The sequence below is a fragment of the Bradyrhizobium sp. Crot121 genome (assembly GCF_059512385.1).
The window spans coordinates 1-22,234 of the sequence record NZ_JCAMOR010000099.1 but is presented as its reverse complement, the minus strand read 5'-3'; the positions used below and the strand labels follow the sequence as shown (position 1 = coordinate 22,234).

20 protein-coding genes and 1 pseudogene are annotated in these 22,234 nt (G+C 63.6%); 9 read left to right on the top strand and 12 right to left on the bottom strand.

Translation table 11 applies throughout. The features are described 5' to 3' along the window. Positions 1-53: 53 nt before the first annotated feature. Both AC5ZGW_RS40865 and AC5ZGW_RS40860 read right to left on the bottom strand, forming a co-directional pair. A complete protein-coding gene (locus tag AC5ZGW_RS40865) occupies positions 54-713 on the bottom strand; it encodes an alpha/beta fold hydrolase (RefSeq protein ID WP_496114087.1) in 660 nt (219 codons plus the stop codon). Then, the gene (locus tag AC5ZGW_RS40860; protein WP_165435538.1) at positions 710-1,729 is read right to left on the bottom strand and encodes a zinc-dependent alcohol dehydrogenase family protein; all 1,020 of its coding nucleotides are present in this window, start codon (positions 1,727-1,729) and stop codon (positions 710-712) included. The genes AC5ZGW_RS40865 and AC5ZGW_RS40860 overlap by 4 nt, the downstream gene beginning before the upstream one ends. Positions 1,730-1,818: 89 nt before the next feature. Here AC5ZGW_RS40860 and AC5ZGW_RS40855 point away from each other — a divergent pair, with 89 nt between their 5' ends. Further along, positions 1,819-2,433, top strand: coding sequence for a TetR/AcrR family transcriptional regulator (locus tag AC5ZGW_RS40855; RefSeq protein ID WP_130229574.1), 615 nt, complete (start codon positions 1,819-1,821; stop codon positions 2,431-2,433). Between the two features lie 70 nt (positions 2,434-2,503). Here the strand turns inward: AC5ZGW_RS40855 and AC5ZGW_RS40850 are convergent, their stop codons facing one another. Further along, positions 2,504-3,442 (bottom strand): hypothetical protein, encoded by a 939-nt coding sequence (locus AC5ZGW_RS40850; protein ID WP_245475044.1) that lies wholly within the window; start codon positions 3,440-3,442, stop codon positions 2,504-2,506. 415 nt (positions 3,443-3,857) lie between these two features. On the opposite strand from AC5ZGW_RS40850, the gene AC5ZGW_RS40845 reads away from it, so the two are divergent. Then, complete coding sequence (locus AC5ZGW_RS40845; protein WP_080663856.1) at positions 3,858-4,103, top strand: DUF3551 domain-containing protein; 246 nt, start codon at positions 3,858-3,860, stop codon at positions 4,101-4,103. Between the two features lie 520 nt (positions 4,104-4,623). On the opposite strand, the gene AC5ZGW_RS40840 is transcribed toward AC5ZGW_RS40845, so the two are convergent. Beyond that, entirely contained in the window at positions 4,624-5,160 is a 537-nt protein-coding gene (locus AC5ZGW_RS40840) for a hypothetical protein (RefSeq protein WP_130229572.1), read from the bottom strand. Positions 5,161-6,053: 893 nt separating this feature from the next. Between AC5ZGW_RS40840 and AC5ZGW_RS40835 the strand changes: the two genes are divergently transcribed. Continuing rightward, positions 6,054-6,974, top strand: a complete 921-nt coding sequence (locus AC5ZGW_RS40835) for a DMT family transporter (RefSeq protein WP_130229571.1) — start codon at positions 6,054-6,056, stop codon at positions 6,972-6,974. A gap of 62 nt (positions 6,975-7,036) precedes the next feature. Here AC5ZGW_RS40835 and AC5ZGW_RS40830 read toward each other — a convergent pair whose 3' ends face one another. Then, positions 7,037-7,504 carry a hypothetical protein gene (locus tag AC5ZGW_RS40830; protein WP_130229570.1) on the bottom strand — a complete coding sequence of 156 codons (468 nt, stop codon included), beginning with the start codon at positions 7,502-7,504 and terminating at the stop codon, positions 7,037-7,039. A gap of 483 nt (positions 7,505-7,987) precedes the next feature. Here AC5ZGW_RS40830 and AC5ZGW_RS40825 point away from each other — a divergent pair, with 483 nt between their 5' ends. The 3 genes from AC5ZGW_RS40825 to AC5ZGW_RS40815 are packed head-to-tail and all read left to right on the top strand — an operon-like array spanning position 7,988 to position 9,918. Next, positions 7,988-9,127 (top strand): YncE family protein, encoded by a 1,140-nt coding sequence (locus AC5ZGW_RS40825; protein WP_130229569.1) that lies wholly within the window; start codon positions 7,988-7,990, stop codon positions 9,125-9,127. A 23-nt stretch (positions 9,128-9,150) separates the two neighbouring features. After that, positions 9,151-9,786: a hypothetical protein gene (locus tag AC5ZGW_RS40820; protein ID WP_245475043.1), complete on the top strand. Its 636-nt coding sequence runs from the start codon at positions 9,151-9,153 to the stop codon at positions 9,784-9,786. Next, a complete protein-coding gene (locus tag AC5ZGW_RS40815; RefSeq protein ID WP_283813322.1) occupies positions 9,787-9,918 on the top strand; it encodes a hypothetical protein in 132 nt (43 codons plus the stop codon). A 247-nt stretch (positions 9,919-10,165) separates the two neighbouring features. On the opposite strand, the gene AC5ZGW_RS40810 is transcribed toward AC5ZGW_RS40815, so the two are convergent. Next, positions 10,166-10,753, bottom strand: coding sequence for a QcrA and Rieske domain-containing protein (locus AC5ZGW_RS40810; protein ID WP_130229568.1), 588 nt, complete (start codon positions 10,751-10,753; stop codon positions 10,166-10,168). A 384-nt stretch (positions 10,754-11,137) separates the two neighbouring features. After that, positions 11,138-14,905, bottom strand: coding sequence for a vitamin B12-dependent ribonucleotide reductase (locus tag AC5ZGW_RS40805; protein WP_130229567.1), 3,768 nt, complete (start codon positions 14,903-14,905; stop codon positions 11,138-11,140). 794 nt (positions 14,906-15,699) lie between these two features. Between AC5ZGW_RS40805 and AC5ZGW_RS40800 the strand changes: the two are divergent. Further along, a pseudogene (locus AC5ZGW_RS40800) lies at positions 15,700-16,594 on the top strand (DMT family transporter). Between the two features lie 21 nt (positions 16,595-16,615). Here AC5ZGW_RS40800 and AC5ZGW_RS40795 read toward each other — a convergent pair. Together AC5ZGW_RS40795 and AC5ZGW_RS40790 are read right to left on the bottom strand one after the other, a co-directional pair. Continuing rightward, positions 16,616-17,020 carry a response regulator gene (locus tag AC5ZGW_RS40795; protein ID WP_130229566.1) on the bottom strand — a complete coding sequence of 135 codons (405 nt, stop codon included), beginning with the start codon at positions 17,018-17,020 and terminating at the stop codon, positions 16,616-16,618. Positions 17,021-17,208: 188 nt separating this feature from the next. Beyond that, positions 17,209-17,862 carry a BA14K family protein gene (locus AC5ZGW_RS40790; RefSeq protein ID WP_463328054.1) on the bottom strand — a complete coding sequence of 218 codons (654 nt, stop codon included), beginning with the start codon at positions 17,860-17,862 and terminating at the stop codon, positions 17,209-17,211. A 261-nt stretch (positions 17,863-18,123) separates the two neighbouring features. Between AC5ZGW_RS40790 and AC5ZGW_RS40785 the strand changes: the two genes are divergently transcribed. Next, entirely contained in the window at positions 18,124-18,534 is a 411-nt protein-coding gene (locus AC5ZGW_RS40785; protein WP_028164074.1) for an NADH:ubiquinone oxidoreductase subunit NDUFA12, read from the top strand. Between the two features lie 335 nt (positions 18,535-18,869). Here the strand turns inward: AC5ZGW_RS40785 and AC5ZGW_RS40780 are convergent, their stop codons facing one another. After that, positions 18,870-19,556, bottom strand: a complete 687-nt coding sequence (locus tag AC5ZGW_RS40780) for a DJ-1/PfpI family protein (RefSeq protein ID WP_130231598.1) — start codon at positions 19,554-19,556, stop codon at positions 18,870-18,872. A gap of 127 nt (positions 19,557-19,683) precedes the next feature. Here AC5ZGW_RS40780 and AC5ZGW_RS40775 point away from each other — a divergent pair, with 127 nt between their 5' ends. Further along, positions 19,684-20,622, top strand: a complete 939-nt coding sequence (locus AC5ZGW_RS40775) for a GlxA family transcriptional regulator (protein ID WP_463328053.1) — start codon at positions 19,684-19,686, stop codon at positions 20,620-20,622. A gap of 49 nt (positions 20,623-20,671) precedes the next feature. On the opposite strand, the gene AC5ZGW_RS40770 is transcribed toward AC5ZGW_RS40775, so the two are convergent. After that, on the bottom strand, positions 20,672-21,382 hold the full coding sequence (locus AC5ZGW_RS40770; protein WP_130231600.1) for an autotransporter outer membrane beta-barrel domain-containing protein: 711 nt from the start codon (positions 21,380-21,382) through the stop codon (positions 20,672-20,674). Next, complete coding sequence (locus AC5ZGW_RS40765) at positions 21,360-22,151, bottom strand: Ig domain-containing protein (protein ID WP_130231602.1); 792 nt, start codon at positions 22,149-22,151, stop codon at positions 21,360-21,362. Before AC5ZGW_RS40765 ends, AC5ZGW_RS40770 begins: the two co-directional genes overlap by 23 nt. Positions 22,152-22,234 lie beyond the last annotated feature (83 nt).

The following is a 22,234-nucleotide window of genomic DNA, read 5'->3' as shown; positions in this document are numbered from 1 at the left end:
AACAGACCTGAACGAAACGAGAATTGTGTTACCTATGTCGTCGGTCTGACCTGTTACCTATGTCGCCGGTTGCTCAACCGCTCGGCCATGTAGACGAGGTGCCGCGGCCAGAGCAGTTGTCCATCTGCGCGCCGAATGGCGTCCCACATGTCATCGAGCTCTGAGGCCGCGAGCCGGCGAGACGGGAACAGTGTCGCCATCGCTGCTTCGAGCGTTGCGCGCGAGAGCGATCGGGAGATGATCGGCCCCTGGACCGGGTTGGCGAGGGCGAGTTGCGTCGGGGTCGGACGGTAAAGCTCCGCGTAGACCGAGGAGTTCATGAAGATCGCCTGCCTCAGACCGAGTTCCAATCGGCCCGCGAGCTGGCGGTGCAGCATGTCCTGAAGCAGGATGCCGCCCAGATCGTGCGCGACGACATCGGCCTCGGTAACGCCGAGAGCAGCAAGGATCGCGAGCGCGCGGTCGGTTTGGATCAGCGCCGAATAATCGGCATCGGTCGGCTTTTCGGAGGCACCGTAGCCCAAATAGTCGAACGTCACGCAACGGTAATGGTCGCGAAGGCGGATGATGACGCCAGCCCAATCGTGCGAGGAGGTCGGAAAGCCGTGGAGGAAGACGACGGTTGGCCCGCTCCCTTCCACGCGCGTGAAGATGGCGTGGCCATCAACCTCGATCGTCGAGCCGCTATCCCACCACTCGGTAAGCCCTGTCATTGCACGCTCCTGACGTCGATACAGATCTTGCCGTGCTGGTCGGCGCTGGCGAGTCGGCGATAGGCTTCCGGCACTGCCTCAAATGGATAAAGGCTGTCGATCACCGGCTTGAACGCCGCCGTTTCGATGAAGGACAGCATCGCCTCGAAGCTGGCGCGCGATCCGACGGTGATGCCGCGGATCGTGAGGTTTTTCGAAATTACCTGACCAAGCTCGACCTTGGTCGACAGGCCACCGAGAAAGCCCACGGCAATGATCCGACCGTTCTGCCCGCTTGCAGCCACCGACTGGGCGAACGTGGAGTCGCCGCCCACATCCACGATCACGTCCGCGCCCCGTTTGTGCGTCGCGCGGACGACTTCCTTGCCCCATTCCGGTGTATCCGAAGCAAGGATCACGCTCTCGACACCGAGATTACGGATTGCGGCGGCCTTGGCTGCGGAGCGCGACACCGCCACCACGCGCAAACCTGCGGCAAGCGCGAATTGAGCGGCAAAGGTCGACACCCCGCCCGAGCCCTGCACGACCACCGTTTCGCCGGGCTTCGCGCCGGCAAGATCGAAGAGGGCGCACCAGGCGGTGAGTGCTGCGATAGGAAGCGTCGCGCATTCGACATCAGTCAATCGGTCGGGGGCGCGTACCACGAAATCGGCCGGAAAGACGCGCCGCTCGCAGAGCACGCCGTCCAGTGGCGAGCCCAGCGTCCGGGTGCGGTCGGAAGGCTCGCTCGGTCCCCGGTCCCAGCTCTGCATGTAGCAGCCGATCACCCGCTCGCCGACATGCCATCGCTCGACACCGGGGCCGACGGCGACGATGCGGCCGGCGGCATCGGAGGCGGGGATGATCGGGAGTGGCTGCGAGGGCGCGTAAACGCCGCGCGCGATCGCGAGGTCACGATAATTCAGCGAGACGGCATCGATTTCCACGAGCACCTCGCCTTCGCCCGCGATCGGGTCAGGCCGCTCCCCGAGCGCCAATCCTTCGATGTCGAACGACCGAACTTCCCAGCATTTCATACAAATCGCCATCCAAATACATAGATGTATCTGAATGCAAAGATGTTAGGCTGTCAAGCGTCAGGATTCGGCTCGCGACAGGAGGACCAATGCGAAAAGTGAAGCGATTGAATCGCGAGGAGAGCCAGACACGGACGCGCGATTTGCTGATGCGCTCGGCCTCGGCCTGCTTCGCCAGGCTGGGCTTCGAAGGCGCATCGGTGGATGAGATCGCCGAAACTGCCGGATTCTCGCGCGGGGCGTTCTATTCGAATTTCGCCGACAAGGACGAGATCTTTCTCACGCTGCTCAAGCGGCACCTGGAGCGGGATCTGCGCGATTTTGAAGCGGCACTGGCGACGAGTGACAGCTTCGAGCAGCTCGTCGAAAAAGCGGCCGCACGATACGTCGAGCTCGGCGACCATCCCGATTGGTGCCTGCTGATGGCCGAGTTCCAGTTGCGGGTATCGCGCGCAAACAAGACCGACGACGCCTTTGTCCGGACCTATGCTGAATATCGTCAAACGCTATCCGGTCTGATTGAGCAGACCTTCGCGAAATTCGGCAACAAGGGGAGCCTGGCGCCCGCCGATCTCGCCATAACTCTGCTCGCGCTATCGCATGGGTTTGCGCTGGAGCGCGCGGCATCAAGGGATGCAATTCCAATGGCGCTGACGGGCAAAGCGATGAAGGCACTGTTAATCGGAGCCGCGAGCAAGATGTAGTTCGCAGCGTCGGAAAACCGCTTCAGCGCGAGCGACGTGGAACTGATTTGCCCGTCGAGGGGCGCACACCTCACCAATATGGATCGTCCCAGGGGTCGACCGTATACGGCGGCGGCCTCCAAGGCCCTGGCGGCCGTCTGGGCCGCCGAGGTTCGATTGCGGCGGGCACGTGCGGGCGCGCAGCCAAATTGTTCTCTTTCTTCACGGTCGGCGCGGAGGGTTTCGCGGACGAAGCGGCAAGCTGCGCTTGCAGCGCCTGTAGCTGCTCGGCGATGCGCGCGCTGTCTTTCGCATTCTGCTCCTGAGCCGCCTTGAGCTGTTGAATGGACTCGGCATGCTCGCGAAGCGTTTGTTCGTGACTGCTCTTCAGTTGCTCCAGCTTGTCGTTGATGCTTACAAGGCCCTGCGCGATGGTCTTGAGCGATTGCGCGACATCTATGGATGTCGAGTCGGCGGACTTGGCGGAGCCGGCTGGCGGAGCGTCTTTCGTTTCCTTGGGGTTCGAAGGCGCCGGCGCTTCCTTTGGGCTCGAAGACGGCGGGGAGGGTTGTTCGCCTGCCTCTGCCACCTGGACGGTCAGCGATCTGGTCGGACCGCGAGGCTCGGACGCCTCCGGGGACGCCATCGAGGCTTGCGGGGTCCATCGCGCCATGATCGCCTTGGTCTCATTGCCGTATCGCGAAGCCAGCGCAGCACCCGCGATGCCCAGCGCCAACAGAAGGCCGCCGACGGCTCGCAGCAGGGGCCGACCCCGTCTCGGGCCTGGGTCGCGAGCCTGGTTCTCTGGTGTTGGAGTCTCGTTCACGGTGGGAGCGTCGGGTGGCGCGGCGCCGGCATCTTCCTGCCGGATCTTTGGGCCGTCGCCGCGCTCCAATCCGGAGACCAATCTGTCCAGCCGCGTAAGGTCTTCGCCGGCACTTTTGATCCGTTCATAGGCCCGCGCCAGTTCGCCATCGGCGCGCGGCGTGCCCTGTGGTTCGTCCGGCTTCGGGTTGTCCGTATCAGCCACCGATGCGCTCTCCATTCAGCTTGCATCAACGGAATGAGTGCGGCAGTCCGAGATCATCGGGAGGATAGTTGCCGTCGCCGTTTGGATCAAGATAAGGCCGGCGTGAGGGAGAATTTAAGGCGACCTCGGCCGGGCCCGGCAGATTACGCCGTCGGCTAATTCCGCCCTTCGATCTGACGGCTTCGCAAGCCGACAATTGAGCTCCGCAGATTCCGAATCTGCATAGCGCGCCGCTCCGCCGGGGCCATGCTGGCCGGGCGCCCTGTTTCTCGGACGGATCGCAACTGCTTTCCTTCCCTGGTGCGCACCTTCGGGCCTGTGCCCGATGAGTTCGAAATCGATCGCGCCGCTTTTCGGCAACATTGCAAGAACGACTTCCTGCGTCGAACCAGGCACCAACCTCAGGAGGTATCGCATGCGACGTCTCATATTCGCTCTGTCCGTCGCCGTTCCGGTAGCAGTGGGAGCAATCTCGCCAGCTACCGCGCAGGACTACCCTTACTGCCTGCAGGGAAAGGACTGGGGCCTTCCGGGCCTTTGCCAGTTCTGGACCTACGAACAATGCCAGGCGAGCGCATCCGGCACCTTCTCCTATTGCGGGATCAACCCGCGCTTCGCGTTTTTCTACACGCAGCCAGGCCGGTGGCCGCCGCCGCACTGAGATCGTGGTGACATAAGGAAGGCCCGCGCGGCGGGCTCAGCGCGAACGGCTTGTCGGACGAGGTCCGGCCGTCCGACGTTGACGGTCGCTTCATCTGCATCGCGTCCGGCAAGCGGACCGGCCGCGCAACGACCGAGCCAGACCTGAACGGGGGCTGAGCCATGAAATGCACCAAGCAGTCGTTTGCCGTCATCTGCGCGCTCGTGGCAGTGCCTCTGTCCTTGAGCATTGGAAGGCTCAATGCGCGCGATTCCGATCTCGCCAATGACACATTGGCAGCCGCTCGGACCGCCAAGCAGCAATGCGTGAATACCTGTCGTGCGCGATATCGCGACTGCCGTCATCTGAAACAGCTACCATCGTTCGAGTGTCGAGGTGTTTACCAGGACTGCACCCGATTCACTTGCAGTGGTTCAGGACCGGGATGACGCAAGTTGCCTTTGCGGCCGTCAGCGGCGAGAGTGAGCGGCGGATTACGCTGGCGCTGATCTGCCCTACGAGCTGGTTTACGAGCACGCGCCTAGCATCCACCGATGCCGCCGAAGAGATCCCCTGCGCTGGCATTGCCGGCCATTGACGGTATCGCGCCCAGGCAACGCACGCTCGATGAGGCAACACCGCCGACAGCGCCACCCGCGCCCGACGCGGCGTTGGGCGTGCCGCTTTGCGTGTTGGGGGCAATGCTGCCCACTGGTGCCGTTGTCACCGCGGTGGCCCCTGCCTCCGCCGGAACTTGGTAGGTTGGGGCGCCGAGCGGATCGGATGCGCAGCCGAACGCCGTCAGATCGGCGCTCAACGATACGCCGGACGCACAGGGCACCGCCACGGGCGCAATGGTGCTGAAGCTTCCTCCCGTTGCCCCAGTCACTCCCCGGCCGGATGGCACGATCGCGCCGGTCACCGTGCTTACTGCGTTGGTCGGGGAGTTGACCTGCGCGCCGGTTTGAGCACTGACCTGGGGGTTCGGCTGCGTGCCTACCGATGTACTCACCTGCGCGTGAGCGGTGGCAGCCACGCCAAGCCACAGGGTGACCGCAAGGATGAGCATTTGTTTCATCGCGCTCTCCTGTATTGCCGAAGCGACGATGAGGTCGTGACACGGCGTCCGCCCGCCCGTTGCTTCAAACGCCTCCCACGCGGAGGGGTTCCCTGTGACCGAGCCGCAGTGCGCGGGGGCTACGTGTTTCGATTCGATTGTCAAACAGCGGATGCGATGCGAGTCCGCGTTCCCGCGGCACAAAATGCCCGAGGTCGCGTTTGCGTTGACCCTCTTTCGATGTAGAGGGCGCAGGGAAAGCCGGGTGCCGGTTGCACCCGTGGGCCCCGTGCAACAAAAAGCACGGGGGTAGGACCACAGGTCAACCGAAGCAACTCCGGCTTTCCCTGCGCAGTGGTTTTACGGCTTGCTTCGTGCTCTCCTCGGTGACCGGGCTTTCTTGCCACCGTCGCCCTTAGGGATGTTTCCATCCCTTAGGGACTTAGCGCCAGCGTCGGGGCGCCGGGACCACACGACTTCGCCGTCCGCGAACAACCGCGCTCGTCTTTCGCGAGCCGTCGCGTCCACCGCATCTCACCGCGCGTTCGTGACGTTGCGCAACGCCCCTCTCATCGGGTGAGACGCGCGGAGTTAAATCACTGATTTGCCCGACGACGGAAGCGGAATGTTTTTCGCGCGAAGACTGGACAGGGCAAATCATGTTGTAATGGCTGGTGAATTTTTCTCCTCGTCATTCCGGGGCGTCCGAAGGACGAGCCCGGAATCCATTTCTCCACCTGCGCCCGCCGCCCGATGGATTCTCTGATGTGCAATTGCACATCATAGCTCGCGACTTTGTCGCGCCCCGGAATGACGAGGAGGAGAGAATTCGCGCTACCGCGCGTTTTGATGCGCCCGTCAGCCTTGCATGGCCGTGGGTTGATCCACTGTGGCGGCTGCCGTAAGCGTCGGCGATGACCAAGCCGACCATCGGCGCCGATGCTCCACCCCAGAAATCGGATGCGAAACCGGCCCTGCTCGGGGTCGCCTGCGGCCTTGGCGCGGCGTTGTGCTGGGCGCTCGGGTTCGTCTCGACACGACACGGGCTGAAAGTCGGATTCACGCCCGCGGACCTGCTGATGCATCGCTACGTGTGGTCCGGCATCGCGTTCCTGCCGCTCGTGCTTCGCGCCGGAATAGGCAATCTATGCGGCATCGGATGGGGCCGCGGACTGGTGCTGATGGTGCTCGGCGGACCCGTGATGTCGATCATCAGCTATACCGGCTTCCTGTTCGTGCCGCTGGGGCATGGCAGCCTCATCCAGCCGTCCTGCGCGACGCTCGGCGGCCTGTTTCTCGCCGCCGCTTTATTGAAGGAGCGGGTTTCGTTTTCGCGGGTGTTCGGGGCGGTCGTCATCGTCGGCGGCCTGGCCGTGATCGGAGTTGAATCGATCGGCCATATCGGGCCCGATGGCGTGCTGGGCGATCTGATCTTCGTCCTGACCGGATCGATGTTCGCGGTCTTCGGCGCGCTGCTGCGCCATTGGCGCGTCTCCGCCTTCTCCGCGGCCACCGTCATCAGCGTGCTGTCGCTGTTGCTGCTGCCGGTCTATGCGGCATCCGGCGGGCTCGGCCGCGTGGTGGCGCTGGGCCTCGGCGAAAACGCGCTGCAGGCCGTGGGGCAGGGGATCCTGGCCGGCCCCGCGGCGCTGTATCTGTTCGCAGTCTCGGTTCAGCTTCTCGGCGTCGCCCGCGCCGCCGTCTTCCCGGCGATGGTGCCGGCGCTGACCCTGCTCGTCGGCTGGCTCCTGCTCGGCGAACCCCCGACCGCGCTGCAGGCGACGGGACTGGTCGTGGTGTTGTCAGGATTCTACTTGGCGCAACGGCAGCGGTAGAGCGCGTAGGGCAGCGCCGAGGGTGAGTGGCGGATTACGCTGGCGCTAATCCGCCCACGGTCCTAGCATCCGCCGATGCCGCCGAAGAGATCGCCTGCGCCGACGTTGCCGGCCATTGACGGTATCGCGCCCAGGCAGCGCGCGCTCGATGAGACAACGCTGCCGACAGCGCCACCAGCGCCCGACGTGGTGTTGGGCGTGACGGTTTGCGCCTTGGGGCCAATGCTGCCCACTGGTCCCGTTGTCACCGCCGTCAGATTGGCGCTCAGCGATACGCCGGCCGGACAGGGCACCGCCACGGGCGCAATAGTACTGAAGCTTCCTCCCGTTGCCCCGGTCACTCCCTGGCCGGATGGCACGATCGCGCCGGTCACCGTGCTCACCGCGTTGGTCGGGGAGTTGACCTGCGCGCCGGTTTGAGCACTGACCTGAGGGTTCGGCTGCGTGCCTACCGATGAACTCACCTGCGCGTGAGCGGTGGCAGCCACGCCAAGCCACAGGATGACCGCAAGGATGAGCATTCGTTTCATCGCGCTCTCCTGTCCTGCCGAAGCGACGATGAGGTCGTGACACGGCTTATGCCCGCCCGTCGCTTCAAACGCCTCCGACGCGGAGGGGGTTCCGTGGGACCGAGCCTCAGTCTTACAGCGGGTTAGGCAGCGGGACTAGTAGGGGGACATCTCGGTGCTGGCTCACTACTGCGTCCGGCTCTAGGAAGCGCGAATGACCGGGCGATCTCAGAGTGGATCGAGATATCCGTCCAACTCGCAAGCTCCGTTTCCCGTTGACAGAACCAGCCGGCGGGTCGAAGCTGAGCTTCTTGGGGAAGCGATCTCCCCACGAGGCGACATGCTGAAGAATCGCGTCCAGTTTCCTCAAGGGCGCATCATGTCTGCCGTTATCCCGCTTCCGTCCCATAAACTTTTCGACCTGACCTCATCTTTGGCGGCCGGCATTCCGACCGCGCCATCGGAGATTGGCTCACGATTGCGATCGCGCTCGTCTCGCTCGCGATGCTGTTCCGCTGGAAAATCAGCAATCCCGTGCTCATTGCGGCAACTGCGATATCCGTGGCTGCAACCAGCATGGGTGATCATCAAATGACGGAAATCGTGCGAGGCGCTCCTGGAAGGGAGGGGAGGCCGATGATCATCATTCGCGGGTTTGCGCTCCTGCAGGCTATGACGGCAGCTGTTTTGCTCACCGGAGAAACCGCTGCCTTGGCTGCAGGTACACCACCGCTGCGCCTTGACATAAAAATCCCGCTCGCTGGCATTCACGGCCGGATCGATCACATGGCGGTCGATCTTTCCAGGCACCGCCTGTTCGTCGCTGCGCTCGCCAGCAATAGTCTCGCAGTCGTTGATCTGGAGGGCCAACGTCTGGATCGCATCGTCCCTGACCTCAAGGAGCCGCAGGGCGTTGGCTACAATCCGGCAACTGACACTGTCTACGTAGCAAACGGAGGCGATGGCTCGGTCAAGCTTTTCAAAGGAGCCGATCTTTCGCCGACCGGACGCATTGAACTCGGTGACGATGCCGACAACGTCCGTGTCGATTCAAGGGCGGGACGCATCTTCATCGGCTATGGTAATGGCGCCGTGACCGCGCTCGACGCTACAACCCACGGCAAGGTAGCAAGCGCAAGTCTGGGCGCGCACCCCGAAAGCTTCCAGCTCGACCGGAATTCGGACCGGATCTTCGTCAATGTTCCAAACAAGAACGAGATCGACGTCATCGACCGCGCATCTGGAAAGCTGCTTGCCTCCTGGCCCACGTCAGCCCGCAGCGCCAACTTCGCCATGGCGCTCGACAACGGTCGCCGGCAGGTTCTGGTCGCATTTCGACGCCCGGCCGCCATTGGCGTGTTCGCCGAGAGCGATGGACAGCTGAAGGCGACCATTCCCACCTGCGACGATATTGACGACCTATTCGTCGACGAGAAGCGTGATCTCATCTACGCCAGTTGTGGCGAAGGATATCTGGATGTGCTCGCGGCGGACGGCACGTCCTACCGCACAATCGCTCGCGTCCCCACCGCGCCCGGCGCACGGACCTCCCTGTTTGTGCCTGAACTCGATCGCCTCCTGCTTGCGGTACCCGCAAGGGGCGGTGACGGCGCTGCGATCTGGCTCTATCGCCCGGTACCTTGAGCCAAGCCGATGGAGGTGCAGCCATGCTTCCAGGTGCCCCGCTGGTCCGATCCGCCTTATCGTTGCTGATCCTGAGTGTCGCGTGGCCGGAGATCGCCTTCGCCTACCGGCCGTTCGACGGCACCGACGCCGCTGTGGCCGCCCCTGGAGAACTCGAAGTCGAACTGCAGCCGGCCGGCGTTCGCCGCGACGGGGCTACCCCGACGCTGGTCGCGCCATGGACCGTCCTGAATTTCGGATTGAGCGAAGGATGGGAGGCGGTGTTCGAGGGACAGGGCGAGACGCCGCTTTCGCCGTCTGGGCCGACAAACCTGATCGCAGCAGGTGCGTTCCTCAAGCATGTCGTGGTACCGGGCAGCCTGCAGGACAAGAGCGGACCGAGCATCGCGACCGAATTCGGTGTGCTGCTGCCGGACAGCACGGGCGACAGCGGCGTTGGCGCAAGCTGGGCAACAATCGTCTCGCAGCGCTGGGACTGGGGAACGATCCACCTCAACGCGGAAACGCTGCTGACGCGCGACCATCATGCCGATGTCTTCCTCGGCAGTATCATCGAGGGGCCGTCGAAATGGACGGTGCGGCCGGTCTCGGAATTTTTCTACGAGAAGGAGTTCGGCCAGGAGGGAACCTTTTCCGGGCTCGTAGGCTTGATCTGGTAGGTGAGCGACAAGCTCTCTTTCGACGTCGCCTATCGCTACGCGGTGACCAATCACCATCCGGTCAACGAAGTTCGTGCCGGACTCACGTTTGGTGTTCCACTCCGGTTCTTCGAAAGCGTCCACGCCAGATAGAAGTATTGAAAATGCGGGGCGCTCTGACCCGGCAGGAACTCTTGGCCAAGCTCAATCGGAACGCTGCACCCAAATCCGCGACATCAAGTCCACCGCTGAAGGCATTTCGGTCAAGGCGAAGGCATTTCGGTCAAGGCGATGAAGGACGGCAGGGACGTGTCGCGCGCCGTCGACAGCAGCGGTCAAGTCAAAGAGTGGCACTAAGCCGGCCGACTGCCAGGTCAACATCGCGTCCATAGTGCGACTCTCACCCTCCGGGCTGGCCGCCCAGCTTTCCGACGAACCCTGCGGCCACCGTGAGCGAGCCATCGGCGATCGCGAGTGGAAGTGCGGCCAGATGGCGAGGTGCCGGTCCGAATACGACTTCCGCACTTTGTCGGGGATCGAATTCGGAGTTGTGACAGGGACACTTTAGGACGTTTTTGTCGCCTTCCGATGCCTTGACCCACTCAGAGACAGCGCATCCCGCGTGAGTGCAAACCAGCGAATAAGCGACGACGCCGTTGGCCGATCGCGATCGGGACTCATCGTCGAGTTCGCCCGGATCAAGTCTTAGGAGGACGATCTCATTGAGCCGCGACCCCTTGCGGATCACCGAGGACTTCGGGTCTTTCGGCCAAGCGTGCACGGGTGGCCCGCCAAGCTCGAGATCACCCGGTTTGATGATTTCGCCGGCATGTTCCCCTTCGGAATGAACAAGAAAATCGCCCTTCTGTGGTCGCTCATCACTGCCCGGCTGATCCTCCTCCGCCACGGCTGGCTTCGCAGCGAGATATGCCCCGGCGGCCAGAGCCGTCAGCAGCAGCGAGCGTCGTACAGGGTCCTGACACGCCATCGCCCCGCCTCCGTTCGACCTTTCTTACCACGTGCGGTTTGCACCTTATCTTAGCCCAAATTGAGCGCCGCGGCTTAACAAATAAAGCACTTTTTTCGACCTCGGCAGATGCAAGTCATTCTGCGGCCGTTGGCGCGCTTGAAAGCTTGGCGTTTACATGCGGCTCGCGAAACTAAGGCCGGGTAGCGCACCGACGGGGACATCATCCCGGTACGACAAGTCAGTTGCGGAGCGAAGCCCGATCGGGAGTTCTCCGCGAGTAGTGGCTTGAGCTATCAGAACGGAGCCCCGCTATTGAGCGGGGCTCCGGGCGATCACGGGCCTGCTATGCCCAATCGCGGACCTTCTTTGGTGTGAACTACAACGATCTTGATCTTCGCTCGTTTACGAACACCCCGTTGTGCTGCCGCACGTGTCGCACTTCATGCATGTCCCATTCCGCACCAGCGTGAAGTTGCCGCACTCCGAGCACATCTCACCCTCGTAGCCTTTGGCCTTCGCTTCCGCGCGGCGTTCGGCCTTTGTTGGAGCGACCGCCGCGGCGGTGCCAGCCTTGCTCCAGTGCACGGTCCCCACCTTCTCCGCGGGCGAGAGATCGTGCTCCGTTTCCTGCTTCAACGCCACCGCGCCTTCGATGGTGTCGGAGACGCGGGACTGCGCGCCTTGCGAGGAGAGGGCGGTGACGCGGGAGCCGCCGGCGGGGGCGTTGTCGGCGGGCTGGCTGACTGCGGTCGAGCCGCCGCGCATGACGACGAGGTTGTCGGTGCGTGAGCGGGTGAGGCCGCGCGACAGGTACTTCGTCGCCTGGTGCTGCGGCCCCTCAGGCTCCTTGCCTTCCTCGACGCCCTTGCCGAGCGCGTCGAAGCCCCTCTCGGTGGGGTCGACATGGGCGAGGTCGAAGCGGGCGAGATAGCTCACCGCGAGCTCGCGGAAGACATAGTCGAGGATCGACGTCGCGTACTTGATGGAGTCGTTGCCCTGCACCGGGCCCGCGGGCTCGAAGCGGGTGAAGGTGAAGGCGTCGACATATTCATCGAGCGGCACGCCGTATTGCAGGCCGAGCGAGACCGCGATCGCGAAGTTGTTGATGAAGGAGCGGAGCGCCGCGCCTTCCTTGTGCATGTCGATGAAGATCTCGCCGAGCCGGCCGTCGTCATATTCGCCGGTGCGCAAGTAGACCTTGTGGCCGCCGACCACCGCCTTCTGGGTGTAGCCCTTGCGGCGGTCCGGCATCTTCTCGCGCTCGCGCATCACCACGATGCGCTCGACCAGCTTCTCGACGATCTTCTCGGAGACCTGCGCGGCGCGCGCGGCCATCGGCTTCTCGTACAGCGCTTCCACCGCATCGTCCTCGTCCTCATCATCAGAGATGAGCTGCGAGTTGAGCGGCTGCGACAGCTTCGAGCCGTCGCGGTAGAGCGCGTTGGCCTTCAGCGCCAGCTTCCAGGACAACAGGTAGGCGGACTTGCAGTCCTCCACCGTGGCGTCGTTCGGCATGTTGATGGTCTTGGAGATCGCGCCCGAGATGAACGGCTGGGCGGCCGCCATCATGCGGATGTGGCTCTCGACCGAGAGATAGCGCTTGCCGATCTTGCCGCAGGGGTTGGCGCAGTCGAACACCGGATAGTGCTCGGCCTTCAGATGCGGCGCGCCTTCCACCGTCATCGCGCCGCAGATGTGCACGTTGGCCGCCTCGATCTCGCGCTTGGAGAAGCCGATCGCCGAGAGCAGGTCGAAGCCGGGGGCGGCGATCGCCTCCGCGCCGATGCCGAGCGTGTCGCGGATGAAGTCCTCGCCGAAGGTCCACTTGTTGAAGGCGAACTTGATGTCGAACGCGGTCGGCAGCGCCTTCTCGACCTTGGCAATGGCTTCGTCGGTGAAGCCTTTTGCTTTCAGCGTGGAGGCATTGACGCCCGGCGCGTTGGACAGCGAGCCGTGGCCGACGGCGTAAGCCTCGATCTCGGCGATCTCGCTTTCGCGATAGCCGAGCGCGCGCAAGGCTTCCGGCACCGCCTGGTTGATGATCTTGAAGTAGCCGCCACCGGCGAGCTTCTTGAACTTCACCAGCGCGAAATCAGGCTCGATGCCGGTGGTGTCGCAATCCATCACCAGGCCGATGGTGCCGGTCGGCGCCACCACGGTGGTCTGCGCATTGCGATAGCCATTGACCTCGCCGAGTGCGAGCGCATCGTCCCAGGCCCTGGTCGCATGCGTGACGATGTCGGCTTGCGGGCAGGAGGCGTGGTCGAGCGGCACCGGGTTGACCGCGAGCGCCTCATAGCCGGCCGCATTGCCATGCGCGGCGCGGCGGTGGTTGCGGATCACCCGCAGCATGTGGGCCGCGTTCTTCTTGTAGCCGGGGAAGGTGCCGAGCTCGGCCGCGATTTCGGCCGAGGTCTTGTAGGCGATGCCGGTCATCACGGCGGTCAGCGCGCCGCAGAGCGCGCGGCCTTCCTTGCTGTCATAGGGCAGGCCCATGGTCATCAGGAGGCCGCCGATATTGGCGAAGCCGAGGCCGAGCGTGCGGAATTCGTAGGAGAGCTCCGCGATCGCCTTCGAGGGGAATTGCGCCATCAGCACGGAAATCTCGAGCACGATGGTCCAGAGCCGGCACAGATGCTCGTACGACTCGATGTCGAAGCGCTTGGTGGTGGTGCTGTAGAAGGTGAGGAGGTTCGCGGACGCCAGGTTACAGGCGGTATCGTCCAGGAACATGTATTCCGAGCACGGGTTGGACGCGCGGATGTCGCCGGACGCCTTGCAGGTGTGCCAGTCGTTCATCGTGGTGTTGAAGTGCAGGCCCGGATCCGCCGAGGCCCAGGCGGCGTAGCCGATCTTCTCCCAGAGATCGCGCGCCTTCAGCGTCTTCGTCACCTTCCTGTTGGTGCGGGCGATCAGGTTCCAGTCGCCGTCGGTCTCGACCGCGCGCAGGAAGTCATCCTTCAGCGAGACCGAGTTGTTGGAGTTCTGGCCGGAGACGGTGAGATAGGCCTCCGAATCCCAGTCGGTGTCGTAAACGTCGAACTGGATGTCCTTGTAGCCTTGCTTGGCGAACTGGATCACCCGCTTGATGTAGTTGTCGGGCACCATGGCGCGGCGTGCGAGCTTGATCTCGCGGCGGAGCGCCGGGTTCTTCTCGGGATCGAAGCAGTCGTCGCCCGAGCCTTCGCAGTTGACGCAGGCCTTCAGCACCGCCTTCAGGTGCTTCTGGTTGATCTTGGAGCCGGTGACGAGGGCGGCGACCTTCTGCTCCTCCTTCACCTTCCAGTCGATATAGGTCTCGATATCGGGGTGATCGATGTCGACCACGACCATCTTGGCCGCGCGGCGCGTGGTGCCGCCGGACTTGATCGCGCCGGCGGCGCGGTCGCCGATCTTGAGGAAGCTCATCAGGCCCGACGAGCGGCCGCCGCCGGACAGCCTTTCGCCTTCGCCGCGCAAGCGCGAGAAGTTCGAGCCGGTGCCGGAGCCGTATTTGAACAGGCGCGCCTCGCGCACCCAGAGGTCCATGATGCCGCCGTCGTTGACGAGATCGTCCTCGATGCCCTGGATGAAGCAGGCGTGCGGCTGCGGATGCTCGTAAGCCGATTTGGACTTGGTCAGCTTGCCGGTCTTGTAGTCGACGTAATAGTGGCCCTGGCCGGGGCCATCGATGCCATAGGCCCAGTGCAGGCCGGTGTTGAACCATTGCGGCGAGTTCGGCGCCACCATCTGCTTGGCGAGCTGGTAGCGGATCTCGTCGAAGAAGGCCTGCGCGTCTTCATCCGAGGAGAAGTAGCCGCCTTTCCAGCCCCAATAGGTCCAGCAGCCGGCGAGGCGATCGAACACCTGCTTGGCCGAGGTCTCGCCGACATAGCGCTCGCTGTCAGGCAACAGCGCCAGCGCCTCGGTGTCGGGCACCGAGCGCCACAGCCAGGAGGGAACAGTCTCCTCCTCGACCTTCTTCAGGCGCGCAGCGACGCCGGCTTTACGGAAATATTTCTGGGCGAGCACGTCGGAGGCGACCTGCGACCAGAACTCGGGCACCTCGACATTTTCCGCACGGAACACGATGGAGCCATCGGGATTGCGGATCTCAGACGTGGTCAGCCTGAAATTGATCCCGGCGTAAGGAGATTGTCCCGCAGTGGTGTTGCGCCGTTCGATATGCATGCGTCGTGCCCCGTCTTCTGCCCGGCCCCCATTGCCGCTGGGGTGATCCGGAAATGTTATTCCTAGAGCGAGCCCCTGGTCCCATCCTTCCGTCCAAAGGGTGGGGGGCCAGAGCCCCGCAAGCTCAGCCGGTGGACCGGCCTGTTTCTCTCGATCGCCGGTATCGGCTGGCACCGATCCGGCGACGGCACGTCCCTGACCGGCCCAGGCGGACCGTTCGGGTCATGCGTTCAACGCCTCAAAACTCGTAACGCGACAGGTCACCAATGGGCCTTTTCCGACCCGTTATTGGCGTCCCAAAATGCCCGGGAAATTCCGGGAGGAACTTCCAAATCGCGGGCAGCAAAGCCCTTCACCCGCAGCCTGTTCGGCTGACGGAGTGGTCGTTCTGGACCCTTTTGGGAGCGACCGGCGGGGACCCGAAACACACTCGCGCCGAACAAAATGAAAGCTAGGCAAGTCCGTGACGCCCGTCAAGGATTAGTACGAGTTCCTGAATCAAATACTAAATATGGTGGAAAAGGGAGGAAAACAGGGGCCGTGCCGCGCCTGTGACCCGGCCAAGTATCAGTGAGTCCTGAAGGATTCCCAAGAGAAAAAAATCTCATGTCAGCTGTGGAACAATGGCTTCGCCCGCTTTTCACAGGGCAGGTATTTTTGGCGTCTGACGGATTGAATTCCGAAGACTCACGTGAGCTTACGGGGAAGTTACGGACAGGTATGCTGGCGGGCGCGTGGTCGGCCGCCCAAATCGAAGGCATGGTCGCCGCCGATTCCATTCCCTGCCGGGCTTCATGACAGAATCAAAACCGAGCGCGCGCGGCCGACTAGCGCCTGCGGGCTTCCTGTTCCTCGCCGTTACGTCGGTGGGCTGGGGCTTCAACTGGCCGGTGACGAAGTACCTGCTAAGCGAGCTGCCGCCACTGACGCTGCGCGGCTCGACCGGTGTGATTGGGGCTGTGCTGCTGGCTCTGCTCGCGGTCGTTCGCGGGCAGAGCCTGTCGGTCGGGCGCGAGATGTGGCTGCGCTTGATGCTGGCGTCGCTACTGAACGTCACCGGCTGGATGGTGCTGATGGGGCTGGCGCTGCTTTGGTTGCCCGCCAGCGAAGCCGCGCTGATCGCCTACACCATGCCGGTCTGGGCCTCGCTATTGGCCTGGCCGGTGCTCGGCGAACGGCCGACGCTGCTGCGCACGATCGCGCTGGTGATGGCGTTCGCCGGGCTCGCCGCCATCATGGGCGGCAACGGAATTGCCGCGAGCCGCGAAAAGCTGCCGGGGATCATCATGGCGATCACCGGCGCCTTCGGCTTTGCGCTCGGCGCGGTGCTCGCGAAAAAGCTGCCGTTGAAGATGACACCGATCCCGGCGGCGGCCTGGCAGATCGGGCTCGGCTGCCTGCCGGTGGCCGTGGCCGGTCTTCTCGTCGAGACTTCGCATTTCGATCGCGTGACGACGCTCGGCTGGTGGCTGCTCGTCTATTCGATCCTGATCCAGTTCTGCATCGCCTATGTGAGCTGGTTCGCCGCGCTCAGGCGGTTGCCGGCCTCGATCGCGGCGATCGGCACCATGGCGGTGCCCGTGATCGGCGTGGTGGCGTCCGCCATCGCGCTGGGCGAGCCGCGGGCCGACGCAGGTCGCAGCGCTCATCTTCACGCTCGCCGCCGTCGTGCTGGCCACGCGATCGTAGCTGGATGGCCGCCTTGTGTCGTTACTTCAAAGGGCGCGTCGATGCCGCTGATTGACCGAGGCATTCGTTGACGGTGGTGATCAGCGCCTCCGGCGTGAAAGGCTTGCGCAGGCAGCGCGCGGCGCCGAGCTCCAGGGTCATGCGCAGGAAATCCGGCGCACGCTCGGCGTTGGCGAAGGCGTAGCCGGACATCGCGATGATCGGGATCTCGGGCGCGCGCTCGTGAAAGATCCGGATCGATTCGAAGCCGCTCATATGCGGCATGAAGACATCGATCAGCATCACGTCGAAGCTTCGATCCTCGAGCGCGACCATCCCGGCTTCGCCGCCATCGGCGACGGTGACGTCAAACCCCTTGCGCTTCAGACAGACCTCGATGGCGGCGCACACCATGGGGTCATCATCGACCACGAGAACGCGCGGCACGATGGATCCTCTTGTTGCGATGATATCTGCATATGCCGACCCGCACGGCCGACTGCTTGATTAAGGCGGACGCGCGATAGCACGTCTGCAAGATGCCGTGCATATGAGATTCGCTTACAGCCGAATTTATCTTCTCAACAAAAAGGGCGGCTTTCGCCGCCCTTTTTCACGCGAAAGGAATCAGCCGGTCAGGGGCAGGGATGACGCTGACCGTCATAACCGAGATAGGTTCCCGACGCCGGGTCATAGGACTTGTAGCGCTGCTGGCAGTAAGCGACGTCACCGCCGCCAGGCGCGACCGCGACCGCGGCGCTGTCATCGTAATAGCCGTCGTCGTAGTAGCTCGGTGCGTATCCATAGCCGCCATAATAGTCGTCGTAATAGGCGCTCGACGCGAGGGCGCCGCCGATCACGGCACCTGCAGCAATACCAGGCCAGACTCCGTAGCCGCGGTGACCATAGCCGCCGCGCCAGCCGGGCCGATACGCACCGCTCCACCCGGGCCGGCCACCACTCCAGCGAGGATTAGCAACCGCGCCGCCGCGGAAGGCGGGAGCGCCCGCGAACTTGGTGCCAAGGCCGGCTCCGCCGCCGGCAAAGCTGCCGCCTCGGAAGCCACCGCCGCCGCCGCCGGCAAAGGCGCCGCCCCGGAAGCCGCCGCCTCCACCGGCAAAGCCGCCGCCGCGGAATCCACCTCCACCGCCTCCAATGGCCGCTCCGCCGCCGCCGACCCGCCCGGCCGAGAACTTGGTACCCTGCGCAAAGCCTTCGCTCGGCACCACGAGCGGCAGCACCAGCGCGAGCGCCGCGGCGGTGCCTAAAATCTTGAGATTGATCATCATTGGGACTCCATCTGCGGGACATGGCCCAACCCTTTCCGGGGGCCGGCGTTCCCGAGCCTCGCGCCACTTCATTGCGCGGGGTCTCAGCCTGTCAGATAAGAACTGTATGGCGAATGAACGGGTTAGACCGAATTCCGCGACAATTGGCCGCCAACACTGCGCTGTGATGTTCCGCTCTGGGGCACAACACGTGCGGCAATCTGGACAATTCGATCCGCCGGTGGCATCACAGCCCAACGATTCCGAACCGGCCGGCGCTTCATGAAACAATTCCTGCTCAAATTCTTCACGTGGTGGAACGGCCAGACCTTTGGCACGCAGCTCTGGACCTGGCGGTTCGGCGAGCTCGTCGGTACGGACGAGCAGGGCAATCGCTACTATCGCACCCGTGGCGGCAAGATCGATCCGGTGCTGCATTTCGAGCGCCGCTGGGTGATCTATAACGGCTACGCCGAAGCCTCGCGCGTGCCGCCGTCATGGCACGGCTGGCTGCATCACGTGGTCGACCTGCCACCGACCGAAGAGAAATACACGCCGCGGGAATGGGAAAAGCCGCATGTGCCGAACATGACGGGCACGCCGGCGGCGTACCGTCCGTCCGGCTCGACGCTGGCGAGCGGCCGTCGCCCGAAGGCGACCGGCGACTACCAGCCCTGGACGCCCGCAGGCTGATCAACCTCATTCGTACGTTGTGCGAGCGCGCCATTGCGCGTGCAGCGCACGCGTGCCTGTGAACAGCGGTAACAGCGGGGACGAGCAACACGACCTCCTTGCACGTCACGCGGGACCGGAGCTCAATAGGGGCATCTTACGGAGATGGATAACCATCGCGTCGGATCGGGCTCCAGAATCGCGACTGCCCCGATGAGCAGCGGCCTCCGAGTGGGATGCGGGCCGGGACATAGGCCCCCGGTGCAGACGTCCTGAAATCGCCCGTTAATGTGAGGCCACCGTAAGACAGGAAAGGCCGCCCGGGAAACCTGGCGGCCTTTTTCTTTGCGTTGAATTTATGCGAGCCGTGCCGCGGCGCGGGCGATCATCTCGCCGCGGCGCGCCTGTGAGGATGCCATCTTCTCTTTCATGAAGGCGAGGATTTCGGCCGGCGCGGTGTCCGGCGAGCCGGCGTTGAACGGCGGCTTCGGATTGTATTCGAGCCGAAGCTGGATCGCTTCCGCCGTCCTGCGGTCGACGAGTTCCGACACCAGCGTCAGCGCGAAATCGATGCCGGCGGTGACGCCGCCCCCGGTGATGCGGTTGCGGTCGATGCAGACCCGCATCCGCGCCGGGATCGCGCCGAACGCGGCGAGGAAATCGATCGCCGACCAGTGCGTCGCGGCGCGATAACCTTTGAGCAGGCCGGCAGCGCCGAGCACGAGCGATCCGGTGCAGACCGAGGTGATGTACCTCGCGCCCTCCGCCTGCTTGCGCAGGAAGGCGAGCATCTCCTCGTCATTGACCATGTCGTCGGCTCCCATGCCGCCGGGGACGCAGATCACGTCGAGTTGCGGGCAGTCAGCAAAGCTGACCGTCGGCATCAGCGCCAGCGCGGTGTCGCTCGGCACCGGCTCAATCCGTTTCCACACCAGATGCACTTTGGCCCCGGGCACGGAGGAGAACACCTGCAGCGGACCGGTGAGGTCGAGCTGCGTCACCTTCGGAAACACCAGAAGTCCGATCTGTAGCGGGCTGGACATGGGAACACCTCAATATCCGTTGACCGCGACAGAATGGCATGGCGGCTTCATGTCCAAAATGGCATAATTCCCTCGTTTCCGGACAGGCGTCTTGAAGAGTTCTTGGAGACCGACAGGAGAAGATCAGATGATCGGCGTCCTCATCTTCCCCGAATTTCAATTGCTGGATGCTGCCGGCCCGATCTCGGTCTTCGAGATCGCCGCGCGCTCTGCCGATAATCCGCCCGCGCTGAAGGTGATCGCGGTGACGCCGGGGCCCGTGCGTTCGTCCTCCGGCGCCGAGATGTTCGCGCGAGGGCTGCGACCGTCAGCGGCGATCTCGACCCTGATCGTTGCGGGCGGCGAGGGCGTACGTATGGCGGCGAGGTGCGCGAAGACGCTGGCATTCGTGCGCATGCTGGCCAAGCGCGGGGTGCGCATCGCGAGCGTCTGCTCGGGCGCCTATATCCTCGCCGAAGCCGGCCTGCTCGACGGCCGCCGCGCCACCACGCATTGGCAGCGGACCAAGCATTTCGTTTCCGCGTATCCGAAAGTGAAGCTCGAGCCGGATCGCATCTTCACCCGCGACGACAACATCTGGACCTCGGCCGGGATCAGCGCCGGGATCGACCTGGCGCTGGCGATGATCACGGAGGACTATGGCGAGGAGATCGCGCAAAAGACCGCACGGCACCTCGTGCTCTATCACCGCCGCAGCGGCGGCCAGTCGCAATTCTCCTCGCTATTGGAGTTGAAGGCTGCAAACGGCCGCTTCGGCCCGCTGCTCGCCTGGGCGCGCGAGCATCTCGATGCGCCGCTGACGGTCGAGGACATGGCGGAGAAAGCCGGCATGAGCTCGCGCCACTTCACCCGCGCCTTCGTCGCGGAGACCGGCACGACGCCATCGAAAGCGGTGGAACGTTTGCGCATCGAGGTGGCGCGGCAGCGCGTGCAGTCCTCGGGGGAAGCCATCGAGCGCGTCGCGGAGGCGACCGGCTTTCGCGATCCCGAGCGGATGCGCCGCGCCTTCATCCGCGCCTTCGGCCAGCCGCCGCAATCGCTGCGTCGGGCGGCGAGGGCAGGTTAGAGCGCTTTCGAGCGAAGTGGATACCGGGCCGCGTGATCCGGCAGCACGATCAGAACTTCGCCCCAAGCCCCAGCTTCCCGCCGACGGATGACTGACCTCGCCCTTCGACATTGTAGAGAAGTCCCGCGTCGAGCGTCCATTGGTCTTGAGTCTTCAGGGAAACACCTGCGGTGAAAGTGCCGAACACGCCAGAACCATCGAGGCCGGAATAGCCACCCGTCCCTCCAACCTTCGGCGTAAGGATCGAACCGTTGCCGAGCAAATAGGATCGCGCGATTTCTGCGCCGGCACTGACGCGGAGTTGGCGCGCGTCAAAGCCACTGATCGCAATTTGATCCCTTGCGCTGTTGCCCACCACATAGTCTTCGACTCTTTCCGAGAAGTAGACGGCTCGCAATCTCGGTGTCAGCACGGTCACCTTGTCGAGATTCCATTGCCCCTTGATTGAGGAATCAACCATCCATCGCTTCGTGTCGAATGTCCCGTCCCAGAATCGCGTGTCGATATTGTTTGCGGAGCCGCCATAACGCAGGCTCGTGTCCCAGAACACGCCCTTGCCGAGTTCGAACGAAGCGTACGGGCCTGCAAGCCAGCCATTGCCGGTGAGTTTGGTATCTTCCTTGCTGGGATCGGTCATCCGGTCAAAGTGGAACGAAAATCCAACAAGAGCTTGTTCCGTCAACAGGTAATCCGCTCCAAGATTGACCATGGCGAAACTGCCCCACTTGCCGTCATTTTCAGTGCGGTTGTGGGCCAGCATCGCGCCATTTGATCCAGAGATTGAAAGGCAAGGATGCTGCCGCGGAAGCGCCAGGCTTGGTGTCGCGAGCACCTTGCATCTGCGCGAGGCTGGTGGCGAAGTTGAGCGTCAATCCACTTTCTGACGGCAGCGCGCGTGCCGTGACGGGATCCTTGTCTCGTCCCATCTGCCGGCGCTCCATCAAGCCCGGAACGCTGATCGTGGAAGAGATCATGTTCTGGCGGGTCTGTACGAAGCCGTGGACCAGAGCATCAATATCGCGGGCCACCTTCTGCGCATCGTGACTCAGCTTGTAGGTGACAGTTCCTGTGTTGGAGCCGCCGAGCGCACTCGTCAGACGAAATCCCACGCGCACCTGGCCGGAATAGGCAGGATCGGGGTTGAACTGGAGATACCAGCCTGTCGGTGTCGCAGGGCCTGCCTGCGCCAGTTGACCGCGGGTAATCTTGGCGCTTCCCGCATTGGCGGGCTCAACGGAAACGATATCCGCTGACGTAAACGGCCCTCCCGTTGCGCCGCGGTTCAGATTGACGTCCCCGGGCGTCGAACCGGCCGGCACATCGATCATCTGGTCGGTGACGCTGACTTTCTGTGCATTGACCTTCAGGCTGTACGCGGCCGTACCGATCGCACCATGGCTGTCCTGAACTTGGAGTGTGAATGTGTAGTTGCCCGGCGCGGCAGTGGGGGCAAGCGGCCCGGTAAGTTCACCGGTCGAGATGTTCAGGGTCATACCTTTTGGGAGAGCGCCTGAAGCGACGCTGTAGATGAGTTCTGTGCGTCAAGTTCAGCAAAATTGATCATGGGGTCCGGCCAAGCCATCGCCTCGGAGCCGCCGTCGCTCGCTCGCCC

Coding starts and splice junctions, on each gene's coding strand:
- AC5ZGW_RS40840 (WP_130229572.1), bottom strand. CDS start 5,160: ATGAAACAAATGCTCATCCTTGCGGTCACCCTGTGGCTTGGCGTGGCT.
- AC5ZGW_RS40845 (WP_080663856.1), top strand. CDS start 3,858: ATGCGACGTCTCATATTCGCTCTGTCCGTCGCCGTTCCGGTAGCAGTG.
- AC5ZGW_RS40790 (WP_463328054.1), bottom strand. CDS start 17,862: ATGATGATCAATCTCAAGATTTTAGGCACCGCCGCGGCGCTCGCGCTG.
- AC5ZGW_RS40855 (WP_130229574.1), top strand. CDS start 1,819: ATGCGAAAAGTGAAGCGATTGAATCGCGAGGAGAGCCAGACACGGACG.
- AC5ZGW_RS40830 (WP_130229570.1), bottom strand. CDS start 7,504: ATGAAACGAATGCTCATCCTTGCGGTCATCCTGTGGCTTGGCGTGGCT.
- AC5ZGW_RS40780 (WP_130231598.1), bottom strand. CDS start 19,556: ATGTCCAGCCCGCTACAGATCGGACTTCTGGTGTTTCCGAAGGTGACG.
- AC5ZGW_RS40805 (WP_130229567.1), bottom strand. CDS start 14,905: ATGCATATCGAACGGCGCAACACCACTGCGGGACAATCTCCTTACGCC.
- AC5ZGW_RS40785 (WP_028164074.1), top strand. CDS start 18,124: ATGAAACAATTCCTGCTCAAATTCTTCACGTGGTGGAACGGCCAGACC.
- AC5ZGW_RS40825 (WP_130229569.1), top strand. CDS start 7,988: ATGCTGTTCCGCTGGAAAATCAGCAATCCCGTGCTCATTGCGGCAACT.
- AC5ZGW_RS40770 (WP_130231600.1), bottom strand. CDS start 21,382: ATGCTGGCCCACAACCGCACTGAAAATGACGGCAAGTGGGGCAGTTTC.
- AC5ZGW_RS40860 (WP_165435538.1), bottom strand. CDS start 1,729: ATGAAATGCTGGGAAGTTCGGTCGTTCGACATCGAAGGATTGGCGCTC.
- AC5ZGW_RS40820 (WP_245475043.1), top strand. CDS start 9,151: ATGCTTCCAGGTGCCCCGCTGGTCCGATCCGCCTTATCGTTGCTGATC.
- AC5ZGW_RS40810 (WP_130229568.1), bottom strand. CDS start 10,753: ATGGCGTGTCAGGACCCTGTACGACGCTCGCTGCTGCTGACGGCTCTG.
- AC5ZGW_RS40865 (WP_496114087.1), bottom strand. CDS start 713: ATGACAGGGCTTACCGAGTGGTGGGATAGCGGCTCGACGATCGAGGTT.
- AC5ZGW_RS40775 (WP_463328053.1), top strand. CDS start 19,684: ATGATCGGCGTCCTCATCTTCCCCGAATTTCAATTGCTGGATGCTGCC.
- AC5ZGW_RS40835 (WP_130229571.1), top strand. CDS start 6,054: ATGACCAAGCCGACCATCGGCGCCGATGCTCCACCCCAGAAATCGGAT.